The sequence below is a fragment of the Aneurinibacillus terranovensis DSM 18919 genome (assembly GCF_000430625.1).
GTDB classification, from domain to species: Bacteria; Bacillota; Bacilli; order Aneurinibacillales; family Aneurinibacillaceae; genus Aneurinibacillus_B; species Aneurinibacillus_B terranovensis.
In genome coordinates, this window is sequence record NZ_KE387173.1 from 55329 (window position 1) to 77275 (window position 21947).

Annotated in this window: 19 protein-coding genes and 2 pseudogenes; 17 read left to right on the plus strand and 4 right to left on the minus strand. The window is 48.4% G+C overall.

All coding sequences use genetic code 11. The features are described from left to right. Window positions 1–30 precede the first annotated feature (30 nt). Genes H525_RS0118125 through meaB form a run of 3 tightly spaced genes read left to right on the plus strand, consistent with a single transcriptional unit; the run spans window position 31 to window position 5624 of the window. Window positions 31–2301: a methylmalonyl-CoA mutase family protein gene (locus H525_RS0118125; protein WP_245590523.1), complete on the plus strand. Its 2271-nt coding sequence runs from the start codon at window positions 31–33 to the stop codon at window positions 2299–2301. Then, window positions 2298–4484: a methylmalonyl-CoA mutase gene (scpA, locus tag H525_RS0118130; RefSeq protein ID WP_027417342.1), complete on the plus strand. Its 2187-nt coding sequence runs from the start codon at window positions 2298–2300 to the stop codon at window positions 4482–4484. Before H525_RS0118125 ends, scpA begins: the two co-directional genes overlap by 4 nt. Beyond that, window positions 4485–5624, plus strand: coding sequence for a methylmalonyl Co-A mutase-associated GTPase MeaB (meaB, locus tag H525_RS0118135; protein ID WP_027417343.1), 1140 nt, complete (start codon window positions 4485–4487; stop codon window positions 5622–5624). 114 nt (window positions 5625–5738) lie between these two features. Here the strand turns inward: meaB and H525_RS0118140 are convergent, their stop codons facing one another. From H525_RS0118140 to H525_RS24705, 3 genes and pseudogenes are all read right to left on the minus strand, one after another. Beyond that, the gene (locus H525_RS0118140) at window positions 5739–6167 is read right to left on the minus strand and encodes a universal stress protein (protein WP_027417344.1); all 429 of its coding nucleotides are present in this window, start codon (window positions 6165–6167) and stop codon (window positions 5739–5741) included. Window positions 6168–6174: 7 nt separating this feature from the next. After that, window positions 6175–6372, minus strand: a pseudogene (locus tag H525_RS0118145) (flavodoxin domain-containing protein); the annotation flags it as partial. A gap of 331 nt (window positions 6373–6703) precedes the next feature. Further along, a pseudogene (locus tag H525_RS24705) lies at window positions 6704–7773 on the minus strand (MFS transporter); the annotation flags it as partial. Window positions 7774–8004: 231 nt separating this feature from the next. Here H525_RS24705 and H525_RS0118155 point away from each other — a divergent pair. From H525_RS0118155 to fur, 14 genes are all read left to right on the plus strand, one after another. After that, the gene (locus tag H525_RS0118155) at window positions 8005–8559 is read left to right on the plus strand and encodes a PadR family transcriptional regulator (RefSeq protein ID WP_027417346.1); all 555 of its coding nucleotides are present in this window, start codon (window positions 8005–8007) and stop codon (window positions 8557–8559) included. A gap of 243 nt (window positions 8560–8802) precedes the next feature. Next, window positions 8803–9219, plus strand: coding sequence for a hypothetical protein (locus H525_RS0118160; RefSeq protein ID WP_027417347.1), 417 nt, complete (start codon window positions 8803–8805; stop codon window positions 9217–9219). A gap of 107 nt (window positions 9220–9326) precedes the next feature. After that, complete coding sequence (locus tag H525_RS0118165; protein WP_027417348.1) at window positions 9327–9596, plus strand: hypothetical protein; 270 nt, start codon at window positions 9327–9329, stop codon at window positions 9594–9596. Window positions 9597–9598: 2 nt separating this feature from the next. Beyond that, window positions 9599–13279: a nitrate reductase subunit alpha gene (locus H525_RS0118170; protein ID WP_027417349.1), complete on the plus strand. Its 3681-nt coding sequence runs from the start codon at window positions 9599–9601 to the stop codon at window positions 13277–13279. Beyond that, window positions 13269–14768, plus strand: a complete 1500-nt coding sequence (gene narH / locus H525_RS0118175; protein WP_027417350.1) for a nitrate reductase subunit beta — start codon at window positions 13269–13271, stop codon at window positions 14766–14768. Before H525_RS0118170 ends, narH begins: the two co-directional genes overlap by 11 nt. Then, entirely contained in the window at window positions 14765–15364 is a 600-nt protein-coding gene (narJ, locus tag H525_RS24710) for a nitrate reductase molybdenum cofactor assembly chaperone (RefSeq protein WP_051331148.1), read from the plus strand. The genes narH and narJ overlap by 4 nt, the downstream gene beginning before the upstream one ends. A 42-nt stretch (window positions 15365–15406) precedes the next feature. Beyond that, a complete protein-coding gene (gene narI / locus H525_RS0118185) occupies window positions 15407–16096 on the plus strand; it encodes a respiratory nitrate reductase subunit gamma (protein WP_027417351.1) in 690 nt (229 codons plus the stop codon). Window positions 16097–16151: 55 nt separating this feature from the next. Next, window positions 16152–17642: a nitrate/nitrite transporter gene (locus tag H525_RS0118190; protein WP_027417352.1), complete on the plus strand. Its 1491-nt coding sequence runs from the start codon at window positions 16152–16154 to the stop codon at window positions 17640–17642. 46 nt (window positions 17643–17688) lie between these two features. Next, complete coding sequence (locus H525_RS24715) at window positions 17689–18897, plus strand: DUF3866 family protein (RefSeq protein WP_051331149.1); 1209 nt, start codon at window positions 17689–17691, stop codon at window positions 18895–18897. A 113-nt stretch (window positions 18898–19010) separates the two neighbouring features. Next, window positions 19011–19544 carry an NUDIX hydrolase gene (locus tag H525_RS0118200; protein ID WP_035101893.1) on the plus strand — a complete coding sequence of 178 codons (534 nt, stop codon included), beginning with the start codon at window positions 19011–19013 and terminating at the stop codon, window positions 19542–19544. Window positions 19545–19549: 5 nt separating this feature from the next. Further along, window positions 19550–19678 (plus strand): endonuclease Q family protein, encoded by a 129-nt coding sequence (locus H525_RS28775; protein WP_245590524.1) that lies wholly within the window; start codon window positions 19550–19552, stop codon window positions 19676–19678. Beyond that, entirely contained in the window at window positions 19679–19804 is a 126-nt protein-coding gene (locus H525_RS28780; protein ID WP_245590525.1) for an endonuclease Q family protein, read from the plus strand. A 63-nt stretch (window positions 19805–19867) separates the two neighbouring features. Continuing rightward, entirely contained in the window at window positions 19868–20518 is a 651-nt protein-coding gene (spoIIM, locus tag H525_RS24720; protein WP_051331150.1) for a stage II sporulation protein M, read from the plus strand. Between the two features lie 103 nt (window positions 20519–20621). Next, on the plus strand, window positions 20622–21110 hold the full coding sequence (gene fur / locus H525_RS0118220; protein ID WP_027417354.1) for a ferric iron uptake transcriptional regulator: 489 nt from the start codon (window positions 20622–20624) through the stop codon (window positions 21108–21110). 139 nt (window positions 21111–21249) lie between these two features. Here fur and H525_RS25820 read toward each other — a convergent pair. Then, window positions 21250–21947 (minus strand): hypothetical protein (locus tag H525_RS25820; protein ID WP_211237039.1); only part of this gene is annotated, 698 nt, incomplete at its 5' end.

Consider the following 21947-nt stretch of genomic DNA (forward strand, 5'->3'; position numbering starts at 1 on the left):
ATGAATAATAGAGATGGGGTGGAAACACAGATGAAAATCGATGATGGCCACCCCTCTTTTACATCTTTCAAGGCGGAAAGGAGTGGCGGGGCGTTCTGTCCCGTACGAAAGGGGGAACACCAAAATACTATGGATAAAGTAGAGAGAAAAAAAACACAGCTAACGTCTGAAGAAGAAAACGAATTGTTTCATGCATTTCCGCTTCCAACCTACGGGCAATGGAAGGAATCTGTTGAAAAGTCGCTTAAGGGGGCGCCTTTTGAGAAGCTAATCACGCCCACATATGAAGGGATCGATGTTAAGCCGCTGTATCAGTTGGAAGATGTGGAGCATCTGCCGCACGTTTCGTCCTTTCCCGGTTTTTCACCGTACCTTCGCGCTACGGATGTTCTTGGGTATGGGGAAACATCGTGGGGAATTTCACAGGAACTCACGGCAGGTACTCCGGAAGCATTCAACCGCAGTGCACGCCACGATTTAGAGCGTGGACAGACGGTGCTTCACATTGTCCTGGACCGGCCAACACGCTCAGGTCTCGATGCAGATGAAGCGAAAGGAGAAGACGTCGGAACGGATGGTCTTTCTCTTTCCACCCTCTCCGATATCGAAACAGCCGTGGCTGGAATCAACCTGGAAGAAGTACCGGTATTTGTGCAGGGAGAAGGCGCGTTTTCCTTTTTGGCTCTTCTTGCTGCTTATATGCGGCGAAACAAAGCGGCGGTTGAAAAGCTCAGCGGCTGCATCGGAATGGATCCGCTCGCAGCTCTTGTAAGCGAAGGGTATCTGCGGTCGTCGCTGGCCGACCAATACGATAAAATGGCGGCGCTTACTTTCTGGTCAATCGAGAACGCCCCGGCTCTGCGGACGATCACGATTCAGGGCCATCCGTACCATGATGGCGGGGGCAGTGCTGTACAGGAACTTGCTTTTGTGCTGGCGACTGGTGTTGAATATGTACGCGAGATGCTGGCGAGGGGCTTCTCCGTCGATGAGGCTGCTTCGCGCATGGTGTTCTCCATGTCTATCGGGTCCAATTTTTTTATGGAAACCGCTAAGTTCCGTGCGGCGCGTTTACTGTGGGCCACCATTATTCAAGAGTTTGGCGGCAGCGAGGCTGCTGGAAAAATGAAAGTACACGGCCGGACATCGGCTTGGACAAAAACTGTTTACGATCCGTATGTCAACATGCTTCGCGGAACGGTCGAAGCGTTTGCAGGTGTAGTAGGCGGTGTTGACAGCATGCATGTGAGCCCGTTTGATGAAGCGATTCGCCCGGCGGATGAATTTTCACGCCGGATCGCCCGCAATGCGCAGCTTATTCTTGAAAAAGAAGCCCATCTGTCAAGGGTGATTGACCCGGCCGGCGGCTCCTGGTATGTTGAGTCGCTAACCGATTCTCTAGCACAGAAAGCGTGGGCCCTGTTCCAGGAAGTTGAAGCAAAGGGTGGCATGTATAAAGCGCTCACGGCGAAATTTCCACAGGCACAGGTAGGCGAAGTGGCAGCCAAACGCGCTGCGAACATCGGACGCCGTAAAGATAAATTTGTCGGAACAAATATGTATCCAAACCTTAAAGAACCCCCGTTAAAAAACAACGCGGCGGAACGTATATCGTGCCGGGAAGAGCGGGTGGCTGATCTGAAGAAGGCGCGCTCCCTTGTCAACCAGGCAGCGCTCAACGAGTCGCTCGCTCAGCTTGAACAAACCCGGGGTGAAGCATCCGCCGCCGTGGTGGAAGCTGCAATCAACGCAATGGACAGCGGCGCAACGTTGGGGGATATTGCCAAAGCTTTTACCGTTGGAAAGCAGGAGGAAGTAAAAGTAGAAGCGATACGCGCATGGCGCGGCGCCCAACCGTTTGAACAACTGCGGGCTGCAGCGGAACAGTACAGGGAGAGAACGGGGGCGTTCCCGACCGTATTTCTTGCCAATCTTGGCCCGGTTCCGAAGCACAAAGCCCGGGCTGACTTTGCCGCCGGATTTTTTGAAGCGGGCGGGTTTGCCGTCCTGACAAACAGCGGATTTACGGGCGCAGAGGAAGCCGCCCGGGCGGCTGTTGAGTCCAACGCATCGATTGTTGTCATATGCTCGAGCGATGACCTGTATCCTGAATTCGTTCCACCGCTCGCAAGCAGAATTAAGGACGCAAATCCGGACATTACCGTCCTGCTCGCCGGAAATCCGGACGAGGAACAAAGACAGGGCTATCAAGAGGCAGGCGTCGATGATTTTATCAACATTAAATCGAACTGCTATGAAATACTTGCAGCTCTCCAGAAAGAGAAGGGGGTCGCCCTATGAGCAACACACCTGATTTTACTAAGATTGCGTATCCGAAGGCAGAGCCTGCCGGTGATTTTGCCGGCTGGCGTGAACGCGCCGAGAAACAAGCGGGAAAATCACTGGATGAGATGATTTGGCGCACGATGGAGCAGATTGATGTAAAGCCGCTTTACACAGCACAAGATACAGCGGGGATGGAACATTTGGGTTATGTAGCGGGCCTGCCTCCTTATTTCCGCGGCCCTTACCCTGCCATGTATGTTACCCAGCCATGGACGGTACGGCAGTATGCCGGATTTTCCACAGCTGAAGAAAGCAATGCCTTCTACCGGCGCAACCTGGCGGCCGGCCAGAAAGGTCTGTCTATTGCGTTTGACCTGGCGACACACCGCGGCTATGATTCCGACCACCCCCGCGTGGTTGGCGACGTAGGGAAAGCCGGGGTGGCGGTCGATTCGATACTGGATATGAAAATCCTGTTCGACGGGATTCCGCTTGACAAAATGTCGGTTTCGATGACGATGAACGGAGCGGTACTGCCGATCATGGCTTTCTACATCGTGGCGGCCGAGGAGCAGGGCGTTAAACAGGAACAGCTGGCGGGTACGATTCAAAATGATATTTTAAAAGAATATATGGTGCGCAATACGTATATTTATCCTCCGGAAGCTTCGATGAAAATCATTGCGGATATTTTCGAGTACACATCGAAGCATATGCCGAAATTCAACAGCATTAGCATATCCGGCTATCATATGCAGGAAGCCGGTGCGACGGCTGATATTGAGCTGGGCTATACGCTGGCAGACGGCTTGGAGTATGTGCGGACAGGATTAAAAGCGGGCATTGACATCGACGCGTTTGCTCCGCGTTTATCTTTTTTCTGGGCGATCGGGATGAACTATTTCATGGAAGTGGCCAAAATGCGTGCGGCCCGTTTAATCTGGGCAAAATTAATCAAGCAGTTCAATCCGCAGAATCCGAAATCAATGGCCCTTCGCACACACTGTCAGACGTCCGGCTGGAGTTTGACCGAGCAGGATCCGTTTAACAATGTAACTCGCACATGTATCGAGGCAATGGCAGCAGCTTTAGGCCATACGCAATCCCTCCATACAAATGCGCTGGATGAAGCGATTGCGCTGCCAACGGATTTCTCCGCCCGCATCGCGCGCAATACCCAGCTCTATCTGCAGGATGAAACCGGGATTTGCCAGACGGTTGACCCGTGGGGCGGATCCTATTATGTGGAGTCGCTAACGGCTGAACTCGTGCGGCGAGCCTGGGCTCATATCAAGGAAATTGACTCGCTTGGCGGCATGGCGAAGGCGATTGAGACCGGCCTTCCGAAGATGCGAATCGAAGAAGCGGCGGCCCGCCGCCAGGCGCACATTGATTCCGGCAAAGAAACGATCATCGGGGTAAACAGGTACCGTTTAGCGAAAGAAGACCCGCTTGAAATCCTCGAAGTTGACAATACGGCGGTGCGTGAGGCGCAGATTAAGAGGTTGGGCGAACTGCGCGCCAATCGCGATGAGGCGCGGGTTCAAGCGGCATTACAGGCCATTACGGCTGCCGCTGAAAGCGGGGAAGGCAATCTCCTGGCCCTTGCCATTGAAGCGGCCCGTGCGAGAGCCAGCCTCGGGGAAATATCGGAAGCATATGAAAAAGTCGTCGGCCGCCATAAGGCAGTTATCCGCTCGATAACAGGCGTGTACAGCGCCGAATTCGGAGAGGCCGAAGAAGTTGCGGCAGTAAGAAAATTGACCGATGAATTCGAGGCCAACGAGGGAAGACGCCCCCGGATTATGATTGCCAAAATGGGGCAGGACGGACATGACCGCGGCGCGAAAGTGATCGCTACGGCTTTTGCGGATTTAGGCTTCGATGTCGATATCGGACCGCTCTTCCAGACACCGGAAGAAACCGCGCAGCAGGCCGTCGAAAATGATGTGCATGTCGTGGGCATCAGTTCACTTGCAGCCGGGCATAAAACGCTCCTGCCACAACTCGTAGAGGAATTAAGAAAACTCGGCAGAGAAGATATTTTAGTTATCGCAGGGGGAGTTATCCCTGCGCAGGATTATGAATACCTTAAGCAGCATGGAGCCTCCGCTATTTTTGGACCGGGCACGGTGATCCCAGTGGCCGCGCAAAAAATCATGCAAGAGATTAACCGGCGTCTAGAGGAAGCGATGTAAATGAGCAATAACAACAACCAGCGGCCGGAGTGGGTTCCGGCCGATGCCGGGGAAGCTTTTACAACCCGTGTAATGAAGGGCGTGGAGGGGAGGCATGACGGAATGCCAGGACGCAGTGAGCCGGCTTCGCCACGCCCTGCCTCTCCCCGACGCCGGAACCTTTCAGTAGATGAGTATGTGGAGGGCGTGTTATGCGGTAATCGGACGATCCTCGCCCAGACCATTACACTTGTGGAAAGCAACTCTCCTAAACATATGGAAAAGGCCCAGGAAGTCATTAAAAAACTTCTTCCCCATACCGGCAAATCGATCCGTGTCGGGGTAACCGGTGTACCCGGGGCAGGAAAAAGCACCCTGATTGAGGCGCTTGGCTGTATGCTGTGTGAATCCGGTCATCGGGTAGCCGTACTCGCCGTTGACCCGAGCAGCAGCGTGACACACGGCAGCATCCTTGGAGATAAAACCCGAATGGAGAAACTTACCCGGGAAAAAAACGCCTTTATCCGCCCTTCTCCGTCCAGCGGGACGCTTGGGGGCGTGACCCGGAAGAGCAGGGAGACCATGCTCGTATGCGAAGCGGCCGGTTTTGATGTGATTCTCGTGGAAACGGTCGGCGTTGGGCAGAGCGAGATAACAGTGCGCTCGATGGTTGATTTCTTCCTGCTTGTTATGATTACCGGGGCAGGGGATGAACTGCAGGGAATGAAAAAAGGCATCATGGAACTGGCGGATGCGATTCTCATTAATAAGGCCGATGGGGATAACCGCCTACGGGCCAATGCGGCACGGGCGGAATATAACAATTTTCTTCATTATCTTCAGCCCGCAACCGAAGGATGGGAGACGAAAGCGTACACAGCCTCTGCTGTCACGGGTGAAGGAATTAAAGAAATCTGGTCAGTGATCGATACATTCTACCGCCAGATGAAACAGTCCGGTGCCCTTGCGAATCGACGCCAGTCCCAAACTGTTGAGTGGGTCTATACGATGGTGGAAGAACATCTGCGTTCCAGCTTTTTTAACAATCCGGCGGTTAGCCAGGTCAGGCCTCGTGTTGAACAAGCTGTCGCAGACGGTGCGATATCGGCCACCGCAGCGGTTCATGAACTGCTTGCGGCATTTCATTTCAGGGAGAATTGAAGTAAGGCTGTTTTCTGTAAAAGATGGAATGTTGTATAAAAATATCGTGCTTAAAAAACGAGGGTAAAAAGAGCGCAGCGCGCCTTTTTACCCTCGTTTTATTAATTTTCGAATTTACTTAACGATTACAACCGGGCAGGCTGCTTCATGAAGGACTCGATGGCTGACACTCCCAAGAATGACTTCACCTAACGCCCCGAGTCCGCGGCTCCCCATTACAATCATATCGTAATTCTCTTTGCGTGCAAATTCGCTGATTCCCTCGGCAGGGAATCCCGCAAGATGCACAATCTCTACCTCGATTCCGTTATCCGGGATCGTTTGCGCGATCATCTTCAGCAGCGTTTCCCCTTCCTGGTGCGCGGTCTCGTCAATATCGACATTGAGCGCGATCCCTGCTTCTGCATAACGGGAAGCTTCAATCGAAACGTGCAGCAGGGTGATATGGCATTCGTTTTCCCGCCCTTTGCAGATGGAAACGGCGGTTTGCACAGCACGATTGGCCTGACTGGAACCATCAATGGGAACTAAAATCTTATTCATGCACTGTGCCTCCTAGTAACGTGTCGGAATGGCCGGGGCATCCCCAGATGATCGCATCCATATCCACCAGGTCGTTTACATCTGCATCGTCCACGTGATGGATATAAACCTGGGCGCCTTCGACACGGCGTGCCCCTTCAACAATAGACTCAGCCAGTGCTTCTGTATGATGGCTCTCACTGTCATACACCACATAAATTTTCATTGGATTACTCCTCCTCCGTAACTCGTGGATTGTTTATTTCCCGCAGCACCCTGCGGAAAGCATCCGCATTGGTTCCAACTGCCGCTGCCGTGTGGCACGCCGGAGTGGCAAATCATTTTGTTTCTGGCGGGTCGCTTTTTTTGACTTCCCTGTGCAGGACGTTCGTTTCACGGACGGCATCGCGGTGAGGCCGCACAATTGCTCTGTAGAGCACACGGGATTCGAAAGCCAAGCCAGGCCGCGGTTGAGCCGCTCCACGTTCCACGGCCTGCCGTTCCGAACTGGCAGCCGGTTGAGGTTCAGGTGAAACCGCCAATGCCTCTTTTACATATTTGACCGGAATGAGCATAATTAGAAATCCTACCACCGCAACAATGCCGGAAATCATAAATGGAGTATGCGGCGTATACAAATCGCCGATGGCTCCGGACAAAATAGGAGCGATGGCCGCACCTAACCAGCGTACGAAATTGTATACCCCTGAGGTAATTCCTCTGGCGTAAGGGGATGCTTCCATCACATAGCTGGTAAATAAAGCGTTGTTTATAGGCCGGAAATGAGCCCGGATATAATGATGATGGTGATGAATAACCACATCGTTTTCACAAAAAACAGCAGAACGAGTAAGACGGCAAACACAAACAAACCAAACCGAAGAAGTGGTTTGGGTTCCCATCTCCGTTCCAGTTGATGAGAAAGGACGGCCGATCCGTACGCAAGGCATAGCCCCCATCCGAAGAAAATAAGCCCGAGTTTAATCGCGGATAATTTTAAAACGAGAGGTGAATAGGCAAGAACGGTAAAAAAGCCGTAATAATATAACATGCCGGCGAAAGCGCCCTGAATAAAGGGTTTATGTGTAAATAAATGCCCCATTTCCTTAAGCCCGGCAGTTTTTCGTTTTTGTTTAATTTGAGGTTCTTTTACCAGAGAGATAACGAGAATAAAAGCAACAAATATTAAGACGCCGGTGGCATAGAAAGGATACCGCCAGGTAAAACCGCCGAGGATGCCTCCGACCAGCGGTCCGCCAGCCATTCCTAATCCAATGGCTGCTTCGTAAAGGCCTACCGCCGAGCTAACCTCATCGGAGAGGGCAATCAGCAGGGTCATCGCTGTCGCAAAAAACATGGAGTTTCCTAGGCCCCAACCTGCACGGTAGATGGAAAGTTCAGCGATGGAGTTGGAAAATCCGCAGAGGAAGGCAAAAACGGTCACAATGGCTAATCCAATGATCATCAATTTCTTGTCGCCGAGTTTTCCTGCCAGGAGCCCGGCTGGGAGCATCATAATCGCCATCGTAAAGATATAAGCGGTAAAAAGTAGTTCAACCTGCGATTTGCTCGCTCCGATTTGTTCAGCAATGACAGGCAGAAGAGGGTCTACAACGCCAATGCCCATAAAGGCAAGGAATGTTGCAAAGACGGTAATAATCTTTCCGCGCCGCCGTTTACCTTCTGTCAATTCCAAATTATTCACTTCCTTTACCTATATGTAATTTTTTATTTAAAAAATTGACGTTCTTCAGTATAATACCAGCACTTGCATATGTCAATAATTATATATATAATTTTTTATATATAATGTGCTACACAAGTATGATTTCTTTTTTTTAGTAAACAGGAGGACAAAATGAACGCACTCGGATACGCATTGCTTGGCATGCTGGTTAGAAAACCGTGCTCAGGGTATGAGCTGACGCAGCTTCTCGAAGTATTCTGGCAGGCCAAGCACAGCCAAATTTACCCCTTATTAACGAAATTAGAACAAGAACAATTTCTTTCGTATGAGCAGGTACAGCAGACCGGAAAACCGGATAAAAAGATATATTCCATTACAGAAAAAGGGCAGGCGCTCCTGCAGGACTGGATTGCACAGGCGCCGGCCGCTCCCGTTATACGCGACGAATTTCTCGTCAAGGTGTATGCTATCTGGCTCACCGATGTCCACACCGCGAAAAAACTGTTTGAAGAACGCATTTCTGTTTATGAAGAAAAGGTATTGTTTCGCGAAACAGAGATTAAGAAGATGAAACAAGAGCACGGAAAAGATATTGAAGACATTACATCCAGGCACTTCGGGCGCTACATTTTATTTCAAAGAAAGCTTAACCAGGAGAAAGACGAGATCGCCTGGTGCCGATGGGTTATGTCCCTGTTAGAAAAAGGGGCCCCGACAATCGGATAATGTGCCGGCTGAATGGTATTTTTTATTCCGCGTGTATTTTTACCAGATGCAGAAATTATTACTTGAACGTTACGCTAACAAAATCGGGATGAACATTGTTAGCGGTGAATTTTATGTCCCTCCAAATCTCTGAATGCTCCATCGTACTATAAGGTGGGTGCAGCTCCCGAATAGAATTTCTTTATGTGGAAACTATAGGGTGGAGAAGTACTTAACTGGAATTCAATAAAAGGAGTGGAAAGAGTGTCAGGACCGGCCTTGAGACAATTAGAAGCCCATCGGTCGATTCATCAGGCGGCCAACGGGGAGGCAGAGGAATTATTGTCCATTGTTCAGCGGCTGCATCATGATGGGATACGTGACCGTGCACTGGAAACGGCTCATGTTCTTATAGAACATTGGGAAACCCGGACACTTCGCCATGCGGAATCGGAAGAAGAAGGTTTTTATTTGGAAAAGGGGAAGAAAAACCCTCATCTATTGGAAACCATTACGAAACTTACACGCGATCACGATCTAATGCGTCTTTTAGTAAATGAGAGTAAAGACATCTTGCAAAAAGATGGGGTAAATAAAGAGGTTATCGTTAGATTTGAGGCCTTATTATTACTCGTGGAAATACATAGTCGCGAGGAAGAAAAGTATTTGCTTTCCAACTGATTATGCTGCAGCTAATTCGTTGCTGATTTTGACTATGTCGATAGCACGGACGCCATCACCAGGACACACTTACTACGACATACCCATAAGGAAAGGGGAATAGCGGCATGACGCCCGAACAATTGCAAAGTGTACTACAAACTGACAGAAACGACTTACTGGCTGTTTTGCGTCTGCGATTTGGTACGGTACCAGAGGAAATTCTCGAAAAAATTGAGGCGATAGCAGACATCGACGTGCTCGAACGGCTCATTCTGGCAGCGGCCAATGCAGCGAGTTGGGGAATATTTATGTCTGAATTGTATGAAGGCAGAGATGCGTTTCGACTGGTTGGAGAATCATTTAATCCGATAGCGAAAAACCCGGGGGGTGTGTAGCAGTGCCGAAAAAGCCAATCAAATTAATTCAATCTTTAAAATACTTAAGACGCGGTGAACGATTTAATAATGACTGGTCTGAAGAAAGTCCGCGGTCGCGTGAATGGGAGAAACTGTACCGGCAGAGATGGCAGCATGACCGGGTCGTCCGTTCCACACACGGTGTGAACTGCACCGGTTCATGCAGCTGGAAAATTCACGTAAAAGACGGGATAATCACGTGGGAAACACAGCAAACGGATTACCCGACCATCGGCAAAGACTTTCCAGAATACGAACCCCGCGGGTGTCCGAGAGGAGCCACTTTTTCCTGGTATACATATAGCCCGCAGCGTGTGAAGTACCCGTATGTGCGTGGTGACTTAGTAAAGCTGTGGCGAAGTGAATATGAAAAAACGAAAGATCCGGTGCTTGCCTGGAAAAACATTGTATCCGACCCCGAGAAGAGGAATGCCTACCAGGAATCCAGAGGAAAGGGAGGATTCGTCCGTTCCAGTTGGGAAGAGGTAACGGAATTAATTGCGGCAGCTACCATTCATACGATTAAACAATATGGGCCTGATCGGGTCACGGGATTTAGCCCGATTCCGGCTATGTCAATGGCTAGTTATGCTGCCGGAACCCGTTTTCTGTCTCTCATTGGCGGGACGATTCTAAGCTTTTACGACTGGTATGCCGATTTACCGCCCGCATCCCCCCAGATTTGGGGTGAGCAAACGGATGTCCCGGAAAGCGCTGACTGGTATAATTCGAAGTATTTTATTATCTGGGGCACCAATTTACCGATGACCAGAACGCCGGATGCCCATTTTATGGTAGAAGCCCGCTACAACGGTACAAAAGTCATCGGGATAAGCCCGGATTATGCCGAATACGACAAATTCGCCGATATATGGCTCCCGGCTAAGGCAGGAACGGATGGAGCGTTAGCGATGGCCATGACTCATATCATATTGAAAGAATTCTACGTGGACCGGCAGACCGAGTATTTCACAAGTTACGTAAAGAAGTATACAGATCTTCCGTTTCTTGTCATATTAAAACCCCATGAAGACGGATATATGGCAGATCGGTTCTTGCATGCGTCCGACCTTACTAAAGAACATGACCTTGGAGAATGGAAAACCGTTTTTTGGGATAAAAACAAAAACAAGCCGACTGTTCCTAACGGCAGCCAGGGCTTTCGATGGGATCAATCAAAGAAGTGGAATTTGAAGCTGGAAAACGAAGATGGTACATCGTTAAATCCTTTATTGAGTTTTCTGGATGACTCGGATGAGAATGCGATGGTTTCTTTTCCTTACTTCGGTGATGAAAAAGGTGAATTCATCCATCGTGCTGTCCCTGCGAAGAAAATAAAGGGGATACATGGAGAAAAATTTCTCGTAACGACGGTATTCGACTTGATGATGGCCCATGCAGGCGTCGATCGTGGACTGCCCGGTGACTATCCGAAAAGCTATGACGATATGCTGCCTTATACGCCAGCCTGGCAAGAAGCGATAACCGGCGTTGATCGCTCCCTCGCGATCCAGGTTGCAAGAGAGTTTGCGGATAATGCAGCCCGCACCAAAGGAAAGTCGATGATTGCGATGGGGGCTGGAACGAATCACTGGTATCATAGCGACCAGCTTTACCGCTGCATTCTAAATCTCGTGCTGCTGACAGGCTGCCAGGGGGTGAATGGCGGCGGGTGGGCCCACTATGTCGGGCAGGAAAAAGTTCGTCCGCTGGAAGGGTGGACCCAGGTTGCCTTTGCCAGCGATTGGGTGAAGCCGGCGCGCCTGCAGAATGGCACATCGTTTTTCTATTTTGCAACGAACCAATTCCGCTATGAGGAATTGGACACGACAACCGTAGGATCACAGGTTGGCGGGCGTTTTCAAAAGATGCACCCTGCCGATATGAACGCCCTGGCAGCGAGGTTAGGCTGGCTCCCATCCTATCCGCAGTTTACGCAAAACTCGATTGGTATCGTAGAAGAGGCACGCAAGAATGGGGCGGGAACGGATGAAGGAGTTATCCAATATGTGGTAGACGAAATTGAAAAAGAGAACATTAACTGGGCTATCGAAGACCCGGACAATCCGAAGAACTATCCGCGCATTTTGTTTAACTGGCGATCCAATCTATTAGGGGCAAGCGCGAAAGGCCATGAATATTTCCTGAAACACCTGCTTGGCGCGGATAATCAGGTGCTGTCAGAAGAAACAAAGTCATGGCAGCCGGAAACGGTCCGTTTTACCGAAGACATTCCGAAGGGGAAGTTAGACCTGTTTGTTAATATCGACTTTCGCATGACAAGTTCATGCCTTTATTCTGATATCGTGTTGCCGGCATCAACCTGGTATGAAAAATACGACATCAGCAGTACCGATATGCACCCTTATATTCATCCATTCAATGCAGCAATCACAAGCCCCTGGGAAGCACGGAGTGATTGGGATGCGTTCCGCTATCTGGCCGAAGTGTTCTCAACACTTGCCAAGAAGCATTTACCTGCCTGTGATGATTTAATGGTCGTTCCTTTAGGCCATGACACAATCGACGAAATTGCTCAGCCCAACGGAAAAGTGCTCGACTGGCGCAATAAAGAAGTAAAGCCGATTCCCGGCAAGACGATGCCTAAAATGGTCATACTGCACCGTGATTATCCCAATGTTTATGAGCAGATGATCACAATCGGCCCCAACATCGAAAAAAATATTACGACAAAGGGAATCACGATATCGGGAGAGAAGGCGTACAGCGACTTGAAGAAACGGCTTGGCGTTTCAAAAAGAGAGGGTGTCGGCAAAGGAAGGCCGGATTTATATCACGATAAGCAGGCGATTGATGCCATCCTCACTTTGTCAGGGGCAACGAACGGGGATCGGGCGGTTGAAGGATGGAAATCGTTGAGCAATGTAACAGGATTGGACCTTACAGGGATCGCTTTGGGCAGAGAGGAAGAAGCCTTTACCCTGTTCGATCTTACCGCCCAGCCTAAATCAGCGATTTCTACCCCCGTTTGGAGTGGGCTTGAGAAGGATGGCAGGCGCTATTCCCCGTTTACCGTAAATACCGAATACCAGGTACCGTGGCGAACGTTAACCGGCCGCCAGCATTTCTACCTGGACCATGAAGTTATGCTTGATTTCGGGGAAGGCCTACCCATCTATCGTCCGCCGCTGCGGTTTGGTCCGTATCTGCCGGATGAAAAGGAATTGGATAATAACGAAAAATACATCGTGGTCAGATACTTAACCCCCCACCAAAAATGGGGAATCCACACAACGTATACGGAAATACCGAATATGATGACGCTGTTTCGCGGCGGACAGACGATTTGGATTAATGAAAAAGACGCTGCATCGATCGGTGTGAAGGATAACCAGTGGGTGGAGGTGTATAACCGGAATGGCGTCATTGCGGCCAGAGCCGTACTCACGTATCGTATTCCTGAAGGGATGGCGATGATGTACCACGCACAGGACCGCACGATTAACGTTCCCGGAACGTCCAATAAAAAACGCGGCGGAACCCACAACAGCGTCACGCGGATCATTCCAAAACCGACACACATGATCGGGGGCTATTCACAATTAAGCTACAACTTTAACTACTATGGGCCAACCGGCCACCAGCGTGACATCATCACGATTATACGGCCCTTAAAGGAGGTTGACTGGCTTGAGGATTAAATCACAGGTTGCGATGGTGATGCATCTCGATAAATGCATTGGCTGCCATACATGCAGTGTCACCTGTAAAAATACATGGACCAATCGTCCGGGCGCGGAATATATGTGGTTTAATAACGTGGAAACAAGACCGGGGCCGGGATACCCGCAGGAATGGGAAAACCAGCAGTATTATAAAGGTGGGTGGACGCTGCAAAACGGCAAGCTTCGCTTGCGGGCGGGCGGAGCGTTCCACAAATTATTAAATATTTTCTACAATCCCGACCTGCCCGTAATCGATGATTACTATGAACCATGGTCTTATGATTATGACAGTTTAATTGACAGTCCGAAACGGAAGCATCAGCCGGTTGCCCGGGCGCGTTCCCTTATCACAGGTGAACTGATGGATCAACCGGAGTGGGGCCCGAACTGGGATGATGATCTGGCAGGAGGGAATGAGATTGCGCCGCGTGACCCCAACTTCAAACAACTGCAAGAGCATATTAAGTTTGAGTTTGAAAAAACATTCATGATGTATTTGCCGAGGATTTGTGAACACTGCCTGAATCCGCCGTGCGTGGCTTCCTGCCCGTCGGGTGCGCTGTATAAGCGGGAAGAGGACGGGGTTGTCCTGGTTGACCAGGAAGCGTGCCGGGGATGGCGGTTTTGTGTGAGCGGCTGCCCATACAATAAAGTTTACTTTAACTGGAATTCACAAAAGGCGGAAAAATGCAATTTCTGCTATCCGAGAATTGAAGCCGGACTGCCTACCGTATGTTCGGAAACGTGTGTCGGCCGCCTTCGCTACCTGGGCGTTGTGCTGTATGATGCCGACCGGGTAAAAGAAGCAGCCTCTGTAACGGATATAAAACAATTATATCCCGCTCAATTATCTGTTTTCTTAAACCCGCATGACCCGGAAGTGATTCACGAGGCTAAAAAAGCAGGAATAACAGATGCATGGATTGTCAGTGCGCAGGATTCTCCCGTCTATAAGCTTGCGATGGAATGGAAAATTGCGCTCCCCATCCATCCTGAATACCGGACCCTGCCGATGGTGTGGTATGTGCCTCCGCTTAGCCCGATTATGAATCATATTCGCAATGAGGACAGCCTTTCTTCTGATGGCTACATACCGACAGTGGATTCAATGCGGATTCCTGTTGAATATCTCGCATCGATTCTATCTGCAGGAGATACAGGGGTGATTCGCCGCGTGCTACTTAAGCTGACGGCAATGCGCGTCCATATGCGCTCGAAAACCGTTGGTGATTTGGAAAGCAGCAGGCTGCTGGCAGAGGCAGGAATTACGATGGACCAGGTAGAGGAAATGGCGCGTCTGCTTGCGGTAGCAAAATATAATGAACGGTTTGTCATCCCAACGGGAAGACGGGAAATGGACGAATACCTGCCTTATAAACAAGGGTCATGCAGCATTGAGGAACTGGCGCCACCGGAAGGTATGATTCCATCGGTGCACAGGAACAGGACAGGAGGAGAAAAATGATAACTTCCCAGCACGAACTGGTAAAAATAATTTCCTTTTTACTTGGGTATCCTGACACATCATTTTTTGCAGCCATGGACGAAGCGGAAGAATGGGTAAACGGCCTGCCGCTTACCCGTGCAGGCGACTCTCTTATCAAGGGGATTGCAGCTTTCCGTTCCATGGAGCCACATGAACTGCAAAAGCACTACGTATCTGTCTTTGATTTTCGGGAATCAACCTCCCTTTATTTAACGGCGCACGAACTAGGAGATAGCAAAGAACGCGGCCAGGCCCTCTTAGAACTCCGGAAGATGGTTAGAGAGGCCGGCTTTGAGGAACCGGATGGCGAGCTTCCGGATTACATGCCGCTATTGCTTGAATTGCTGGCGGTTAAACCCGAATACACTGACATGGTGAGCCTTGCAGCGCGCATCGCAGCCGCATCGCTTCGCATCAAACAAAAAATAAGCAACACCAGTCCGTACTACTATGTTTTTGCAGCGATTGAAGCCGTTCTTCCCAAAGTTTCGCCCGCTGATATTACCCGTGAGCAACAGCAAAGAAACGAAGCCGATGTAGATGAATTGCCTTACCCGCTTTACTATGAGCATTAACGGCTGTGGTACGGTGTATAAGTTAAATGAGGAGGTTTTTCGATGATAAGCCTGTTTTTATGGGTCATTTATCCTTACCTGGCTCTTTGTATTATGGTTGTTGGGCTGCTGTTTCGTTATAACTATGGACAACTTCACTGGGGAGCCCCCTCCACTGAATTGCTGGAAAAGAAAACGCTCCGCGTGGGCAGCCTGCTGTTTCACTGGGGAATCATTTTTGCCTTCATCGGGCATGTCATGGGCATTCTCATTCCCCGGTCTGTCTACGATTATTTTGGTGTAACCGAAGCACTCTACCATTTTAATGCGATCCTGTTTGGGGGAATTGTCGGTGTCATTACGTGGGTGGGCTTACTGGTTCTTATTTTTAGAAAAATATATTTTAAGCGGGTCCGGAAAAAGGCCGGGCTCTCTGATTTTGCTACACTGGTTTCTTTATTAATTATCGTCACTCTTGGAACATCCATGACGATTGGTTATAACGTAATGGTGGAACCGTATGAATATCGTAATACAATCGGTCCCTGGTTCAGGGGAATTCTTACCTTCCGGCCGAATCCGCTGCTGATGGTGGGCGTCCCTTTACTGTTTCAAATTCATGTCATCCTTTCGTTCGCCCTGTTTGCCCTGATTCCTTTTACAAAGCTGGTTCATTTCTGGACCCTGCCTGCTCGTTATCCGGCCCGCGCACCGCTGCAGTATCGTTCACGCGTCAACTACCGTAAAGAATAAAATTCTGAAAGCATTTATCCTGAAAGTATTTATAATGGATAGGAGCAATTTCATTATGAATATCCAAAAAGTACAATTGCCGCTGCAGACGCTTAGTCTGGTCGCAGGGTTTATGGTGTGGGTTATTCTCTCTTCATTAATGCCATTTATTAAAGAAGATATACCGCTCACCCCGAATCAATTGACATGGGTTACGGCGGTGCCCGTTATACTGGGGTCTCTCTTAAGGGTTCCTCTCGGTTATTGGGCGAATCGATTTGGAGCCAGAAGGCTTTTTTCCATAAGTTTTCTTGTGCTGATCCTTCCGGTTTATTATGTGAGTATTGCTCGTTCCTTTGTGGATTTAATCATTGGGGGACTATTCATAGGGATAGGCGGGGCTGTTTTTTCGGTGGGTGTCACTTCTTTGCCAAAGTATTATCCAAGGGAAAGGCATGGATTTGTAAACGGAATATATGGTGCCGGAAACATTGGCACCGCTGTCACCACTTTTTCTGCCCCTATACTTGCCAATCGCTTTGGCTGGCAGGTGACTGTGAAATTTTATATTGTGCTGCTCGCCTGTTTTGCGCTGTTGAACTTGTTACTGGGGGATCGAAAAGAACCGAGAGTACACGTTTCGTTAGTTGAGCAATTTAAAAGTGTGTATCGGAATGACCGACTGTGGTTTTTGTGCCTGTTTTATTTTATCACATTCGGGTCTTTTGTTGCTTTTACTGTGTATTTGCCGAACTTTTTAGTGGCCCACTTTCATTTAAGCAAGGTGGATGCGGGTATGAGAACGGCTGGTTTTATTGTCCTGTCCACGTTGTTTAGGCCTGCCGGCGGGTGGATGGGAGACCGTTTCAACCCATTAAAAGTCTTGATGTTTGTTTTCGCAGGATTAACGATCGCTGCTATATTATTATCTTTTATGCCTTCGATCCGGCTGTACACTTTAGGCTGTTTGACCATTTCCATTTGCGGCGGAATTGGAAATGGCGCCATTTTCAAATTGGTTCCTTCCTATTTTGCCAAACAAATCGGGATTGTAAATGGAATTGTAGCGGCTATGGGCGGATTGGGCGGATTTTTCCCACCGCTTATCTTAACGGCGCTGTTTACGTTAACCGGACACTATTCGATCGGCTTTATGGCCCTTTCCGAAGTAGCTTTGGCCAGCCTGATTCTTGTCGTGTGGATGTTTCAGCAGGATAAGTTACGCCTGGCGGACGCTATTATTAAACACACAGTGGAAGGGATTATGGTAACGGATACGAAGGGGGTGATACGTTCTGTCAATCGTTCGTTTACAGAGGTAACGGGTTATACTGCCGATGAAGTGGTTGGTAAAACGCCAAGCATCTTAAAGTCAGGCTGTCAAGATGCCGATTTCTATAAAAATATGTGGCTTTCCATAAATGAATCGGGACACTGGCAGGGTGAGATTTTGAACAGGAAAAAGAATGGACAGATTTACCCCGAGTGGCTGACGATTAGTGCTATAAAGGATGAAGGGGAAGAAGTAGCGTTCTATGTAGGAATGTTTAGCGATATTTCAAAATAAAAGTCCAAATATCCTTTCTTATCTGTAAAACAAAGAGGGTGAACAGATGCAATGGGCAGTCGGTCGAATTATCCGAATTGTAGAGGAAACAGATGCGATTCAATGTCTTGAAGTAGACGTCGGCGGGAAAATATCGTCAGCCGTGCATTACCCTTTTTATAAGGGACATGTCGGGACGGGAGACTATGTATTGTTAAATACGACCGCTGTGTCGCTTTCGCTTGGGAGCGGGGGATACCATTTTGTGATGGCCCGTTTTCCTGCAGACAGCCCTGTTTCTGACAATTTTCCGCTTAAAGATGCGGATGGGAAGCGCAGCACTGTGGAGAGTCACACCGGGGAGAAAAGCGCTACGCAGAACATCACCACAGAGAACAGCGGCAGGGAGCGGGGACACATTATGAAGCTGCGCTACACCCCGTATCAATTTCCCGTATTGGCCGCCGAGGAACCGGCCAGCATGTGGCATCCGTTGTTCAATCAGGCTACGACCAGCATATTAATGGGCATCCCCGTCATCATCGGAGAACTCCACAGCATGCTTCCTGTTGTATGCCTGGCGCTGCGCCACTTATCCTCGAATTCAATCAAAAATAAAGATAGTACGGTTCCTGCGGGACAACGCTTGCCGCGGATCTGCTACATCATGTCTGACAGTGCCGCGTTGCCGATGGCGTTAAGCCGCCATGTTGCGCATTTAAAAGCGGCAAATGTTTTATCCGGAACGATTACATATGGCCACGCCTTTGGTGGGGACAGCGAATGTGTCAACATGTATACCGCGCTCCAGGCTGCCGTTCTCATCTGGCGGGCGGATATTATTGTAATTACACCGGGAGTTGGCGTGGTGGGAACGTCGACAGCATTAGGATTTAGCGGGATGGAACAGGTTTCGATTCTTCAGGCGGTCGTTCTTCTCGGTGGGACACCCATACTCATTCCCCGCGTAAGCTTTCAGGATGGGAGAGAGCGCCATTATGGAATCAGCCACCACACAAAAACGGTACTTCAATATGCCCGGAATATACCGCTTCATATCAATATGCAGAATCATTCTGTTTTACTGGACCAATGGCCTGCCTGTTCCCCGCATCACAAGCTGGCCCTCCATGAGCCTCCGGAGGCAAATGTATGGACACAAATGATGGCCGCTTATCCTGAACCCATTACAACGATGGGCCGGGATTATCAAAAGGACCCCGATTTTTTTGCCCACTGTTATTTTGCTGCCGTTGACGCCCTGGGCCATATATAAAATTGCTGCGATGGCCGCAAAATGATAGCGTGAAACTCGACGAATGGAATTATCGGCCAAACTATGGTTCAATAGATGACGTAGTAAAATTCGGACGAGAGGGTGGGAAAGTGATGCTTGAGAAAACAATTGAGAGCCGATCCATTTATGACGGAAAAATAATCAAAGTAAAGGTAGACACTGTGGAATTGCCCAATGGCAAGACGGCAACCCGTGAAATTGTTAACCATGCGGGGGCAGTTGCGGTCATGGCACTGACGGATGACAACCGTATGGTGATGGTACGTCAATTCCGTAAACCACTCGAACGGGAACTTATCGAAATCCCGGCCGGCAAGCTTGAAAAGGGGGAGGAACCCGAAGCGTGTGCGGTTCGCGAACTGATGGAGGAGACCGGTTACACGGCAGACTCGATGGAACTGCGCGCTTCTTTCTATACCTCACCAGGCTTCGCTGATGAGATCGTCCATCTTTATCGGGCGAAGAACCTTACTGCCGGACAGGCCAGACCTGATGACGATGAGTTTGTCGAGGTGCTTCATCTCACGGTAAACGAGGCGCTGCAATTCATTGAAAACGGCGACATCCGGGATGCAAAAACCATTATGGCCGTTTACGCATGGCAATTGGAGCAGGTCAGAGGATGAACTTTATGAACGAGTGCGTCGCCGATTTGCATATTCATATCGGCCGAACCCTGCATAATCGCCCTGTGAGAATTACAGCATCCCGGAATCTCACGTTCAGCGCGATCATGGAAGAAGCACTTACGCGTAAATGAATGCATATGGTTGGCATTATTGACCGCCATTCACCGGAAGTGCAAGAAGAAATCGATTTACGTCTAACGCAGGGAGTTCTTCTCGAACTGCCTGGCGGCGGCATATACGGGAGAATTACAATGTAACCCGTCATATTTTCCCCCTGTCCGTCATATAACGTTTGTAAGAGGCGGATAGGAGGTTTACCCGTGAAAAGAAAATTGGGACAAACATTGCAGCAGGATGTACGCAATAATTTTTCGCTCTACTTGTTTACGATTGTCTTATTCGTTATGGGCGTCGGCTTCGGCGCAGTCATTGTGAATTCAATCGGGCTTACGCAAAAACAACAATTATTTATGTATGTGAGCCAGTTTTTTCACGAACTTTCCCGGGATAACATTGCCGACCCGAGCCGGGCTTTTCAGAGCTCACTCGGCCATTATTTAAAATATATCGGTTTTATGTGGATACTTGGCCTATCGATTATTGGTTTGCCGCTTATCCTCGTTATGGTATTTTTAAAAGGAGTGGTTGTTGGTTTTACAGTCGGCTTCCTGGTGAATCAATTGAGCTGGCACGGGCTTTATTTTGCCATTGTTTCTGTACTGCCGCAGAACTTGCTGATCGTGCCATCAATTATTTTAATCGCAACGGCGGGCATCTCTTTCTCTCTGCAGCTTATCCAATCCCGGTTTAAACACGGACGGGCGATTTATCCGCAATTTCTCTTATACAGCAGCCTTATGGTTGCGATGGCGATTGTGTCCGTTCTGGCCGCAGGGTTTGAAGCGTTTATCTCCCCCTCCCTTATGAAACACGCGAGTGCATTGTTAAGTTTAATAATTATTCTAATTTAAAATTAATTATAATTAAAAACTAATTCTATTTGACGTTAATTGGATACTCTACTATAATTGTAATGTATGAAGACGCTCGGGAGGTCCTGTTATGTCCTGTTATATGGAAGAGAGAATTGAGAAAATCAGAGAGCAGTTGCACAACCGCAGCTATAAGCTAACCCCGCAGCGTGAGGCCACACTTCGTGTCCTGTTGGAAAATGAAGAGGACCATCTTACCGCCGAGGATGTATATTTGCTTGTTAGAGATAAATCGCCGGATATCGGGCTTGCAACCGTTTACCGGACGTTAGAACTAATGAGCGACCTTTCCATCATCCATAAAATTAATTTTGGAGATGGCGTATCACGCTATGAATTTCGTGACGAAGATGCAGAACACCACCATCACCATTTAATCTGTGTACAGTGCGGGTCGGTGAATGAAATTCATGAGGATTTGCTCGGTGAAGTAGAAAAATCCGTCAGCAGCAATTTTCACTTTAAAATTTTGGATCACCGGTTAACGTTTCACGGCATCTGTCAGAAATGCCAGGAAGCGGCCGAACAGAACGGAACACCCGTAGTAAAAAAAGCAAACATTTCGGGTTAAAAAAGCAGCGTGCTTCTAGTATTACCTACTAGGCACGCTGCTTTTTTATAGGCCAAATCTAAAACGGAGAGAGGGGAATGAAGGTTAGATAAAGTGGGCTGCTATTCGGCAGTACACAAGTCAACCGGGTTTCACTACCCTAATTAAGAGCATACATTATTTGATTAGTTACTTTTTCTGAAAGGGAATTTGTTAATTTAAAGTGAAAAAGTTCCTTATACGAAACAATAACATATCCTAGTTTCAGTATTGGTGAAGTTAGAACTATATCATCATATATAACATCAATCTTTAATTTATCATGTGTTACTGAAACCTGATGCTCTTTAATTATTTTTTGTATTTCCGTATATAAGTCTATCTTTTCTAAAAACATTTCAAGTAATAATTGTGCTCCAAATCCGTCGGGTTCCCACCATGCTAAAAAAGATTTATAGCTTTCTAAAAGATACTTGTCCCTTTCATCATCATTCTTAAAAAGATTGATAAATATTGAGTCATGTAAATTTTCAAGTAACGGTTCAAATTGAGAATTAATACGCTTATTAATTAACACTTCTAAAGAATTTCCCCACTTTTCTTTAAAATTTTCTGTATTCAGTGGGTTGTTACAACTTGTATTACAGAAAGGAAAAACGGGATTGAAATTTTCCTCATTTCCGTGTTGATAGTTCAGAAAAATATTTTGCATATAAATCAAATAATTCAATGAAAATGACAAGTTGGTATGAACAATCAATATTTTCTCTCCCTCGTATGATATTAATAGAACTTCAATTATCTGTTTTTCCAGTTGATCCGGACAACAAAAAATAGTGGATTTGAATTTCCAGAATC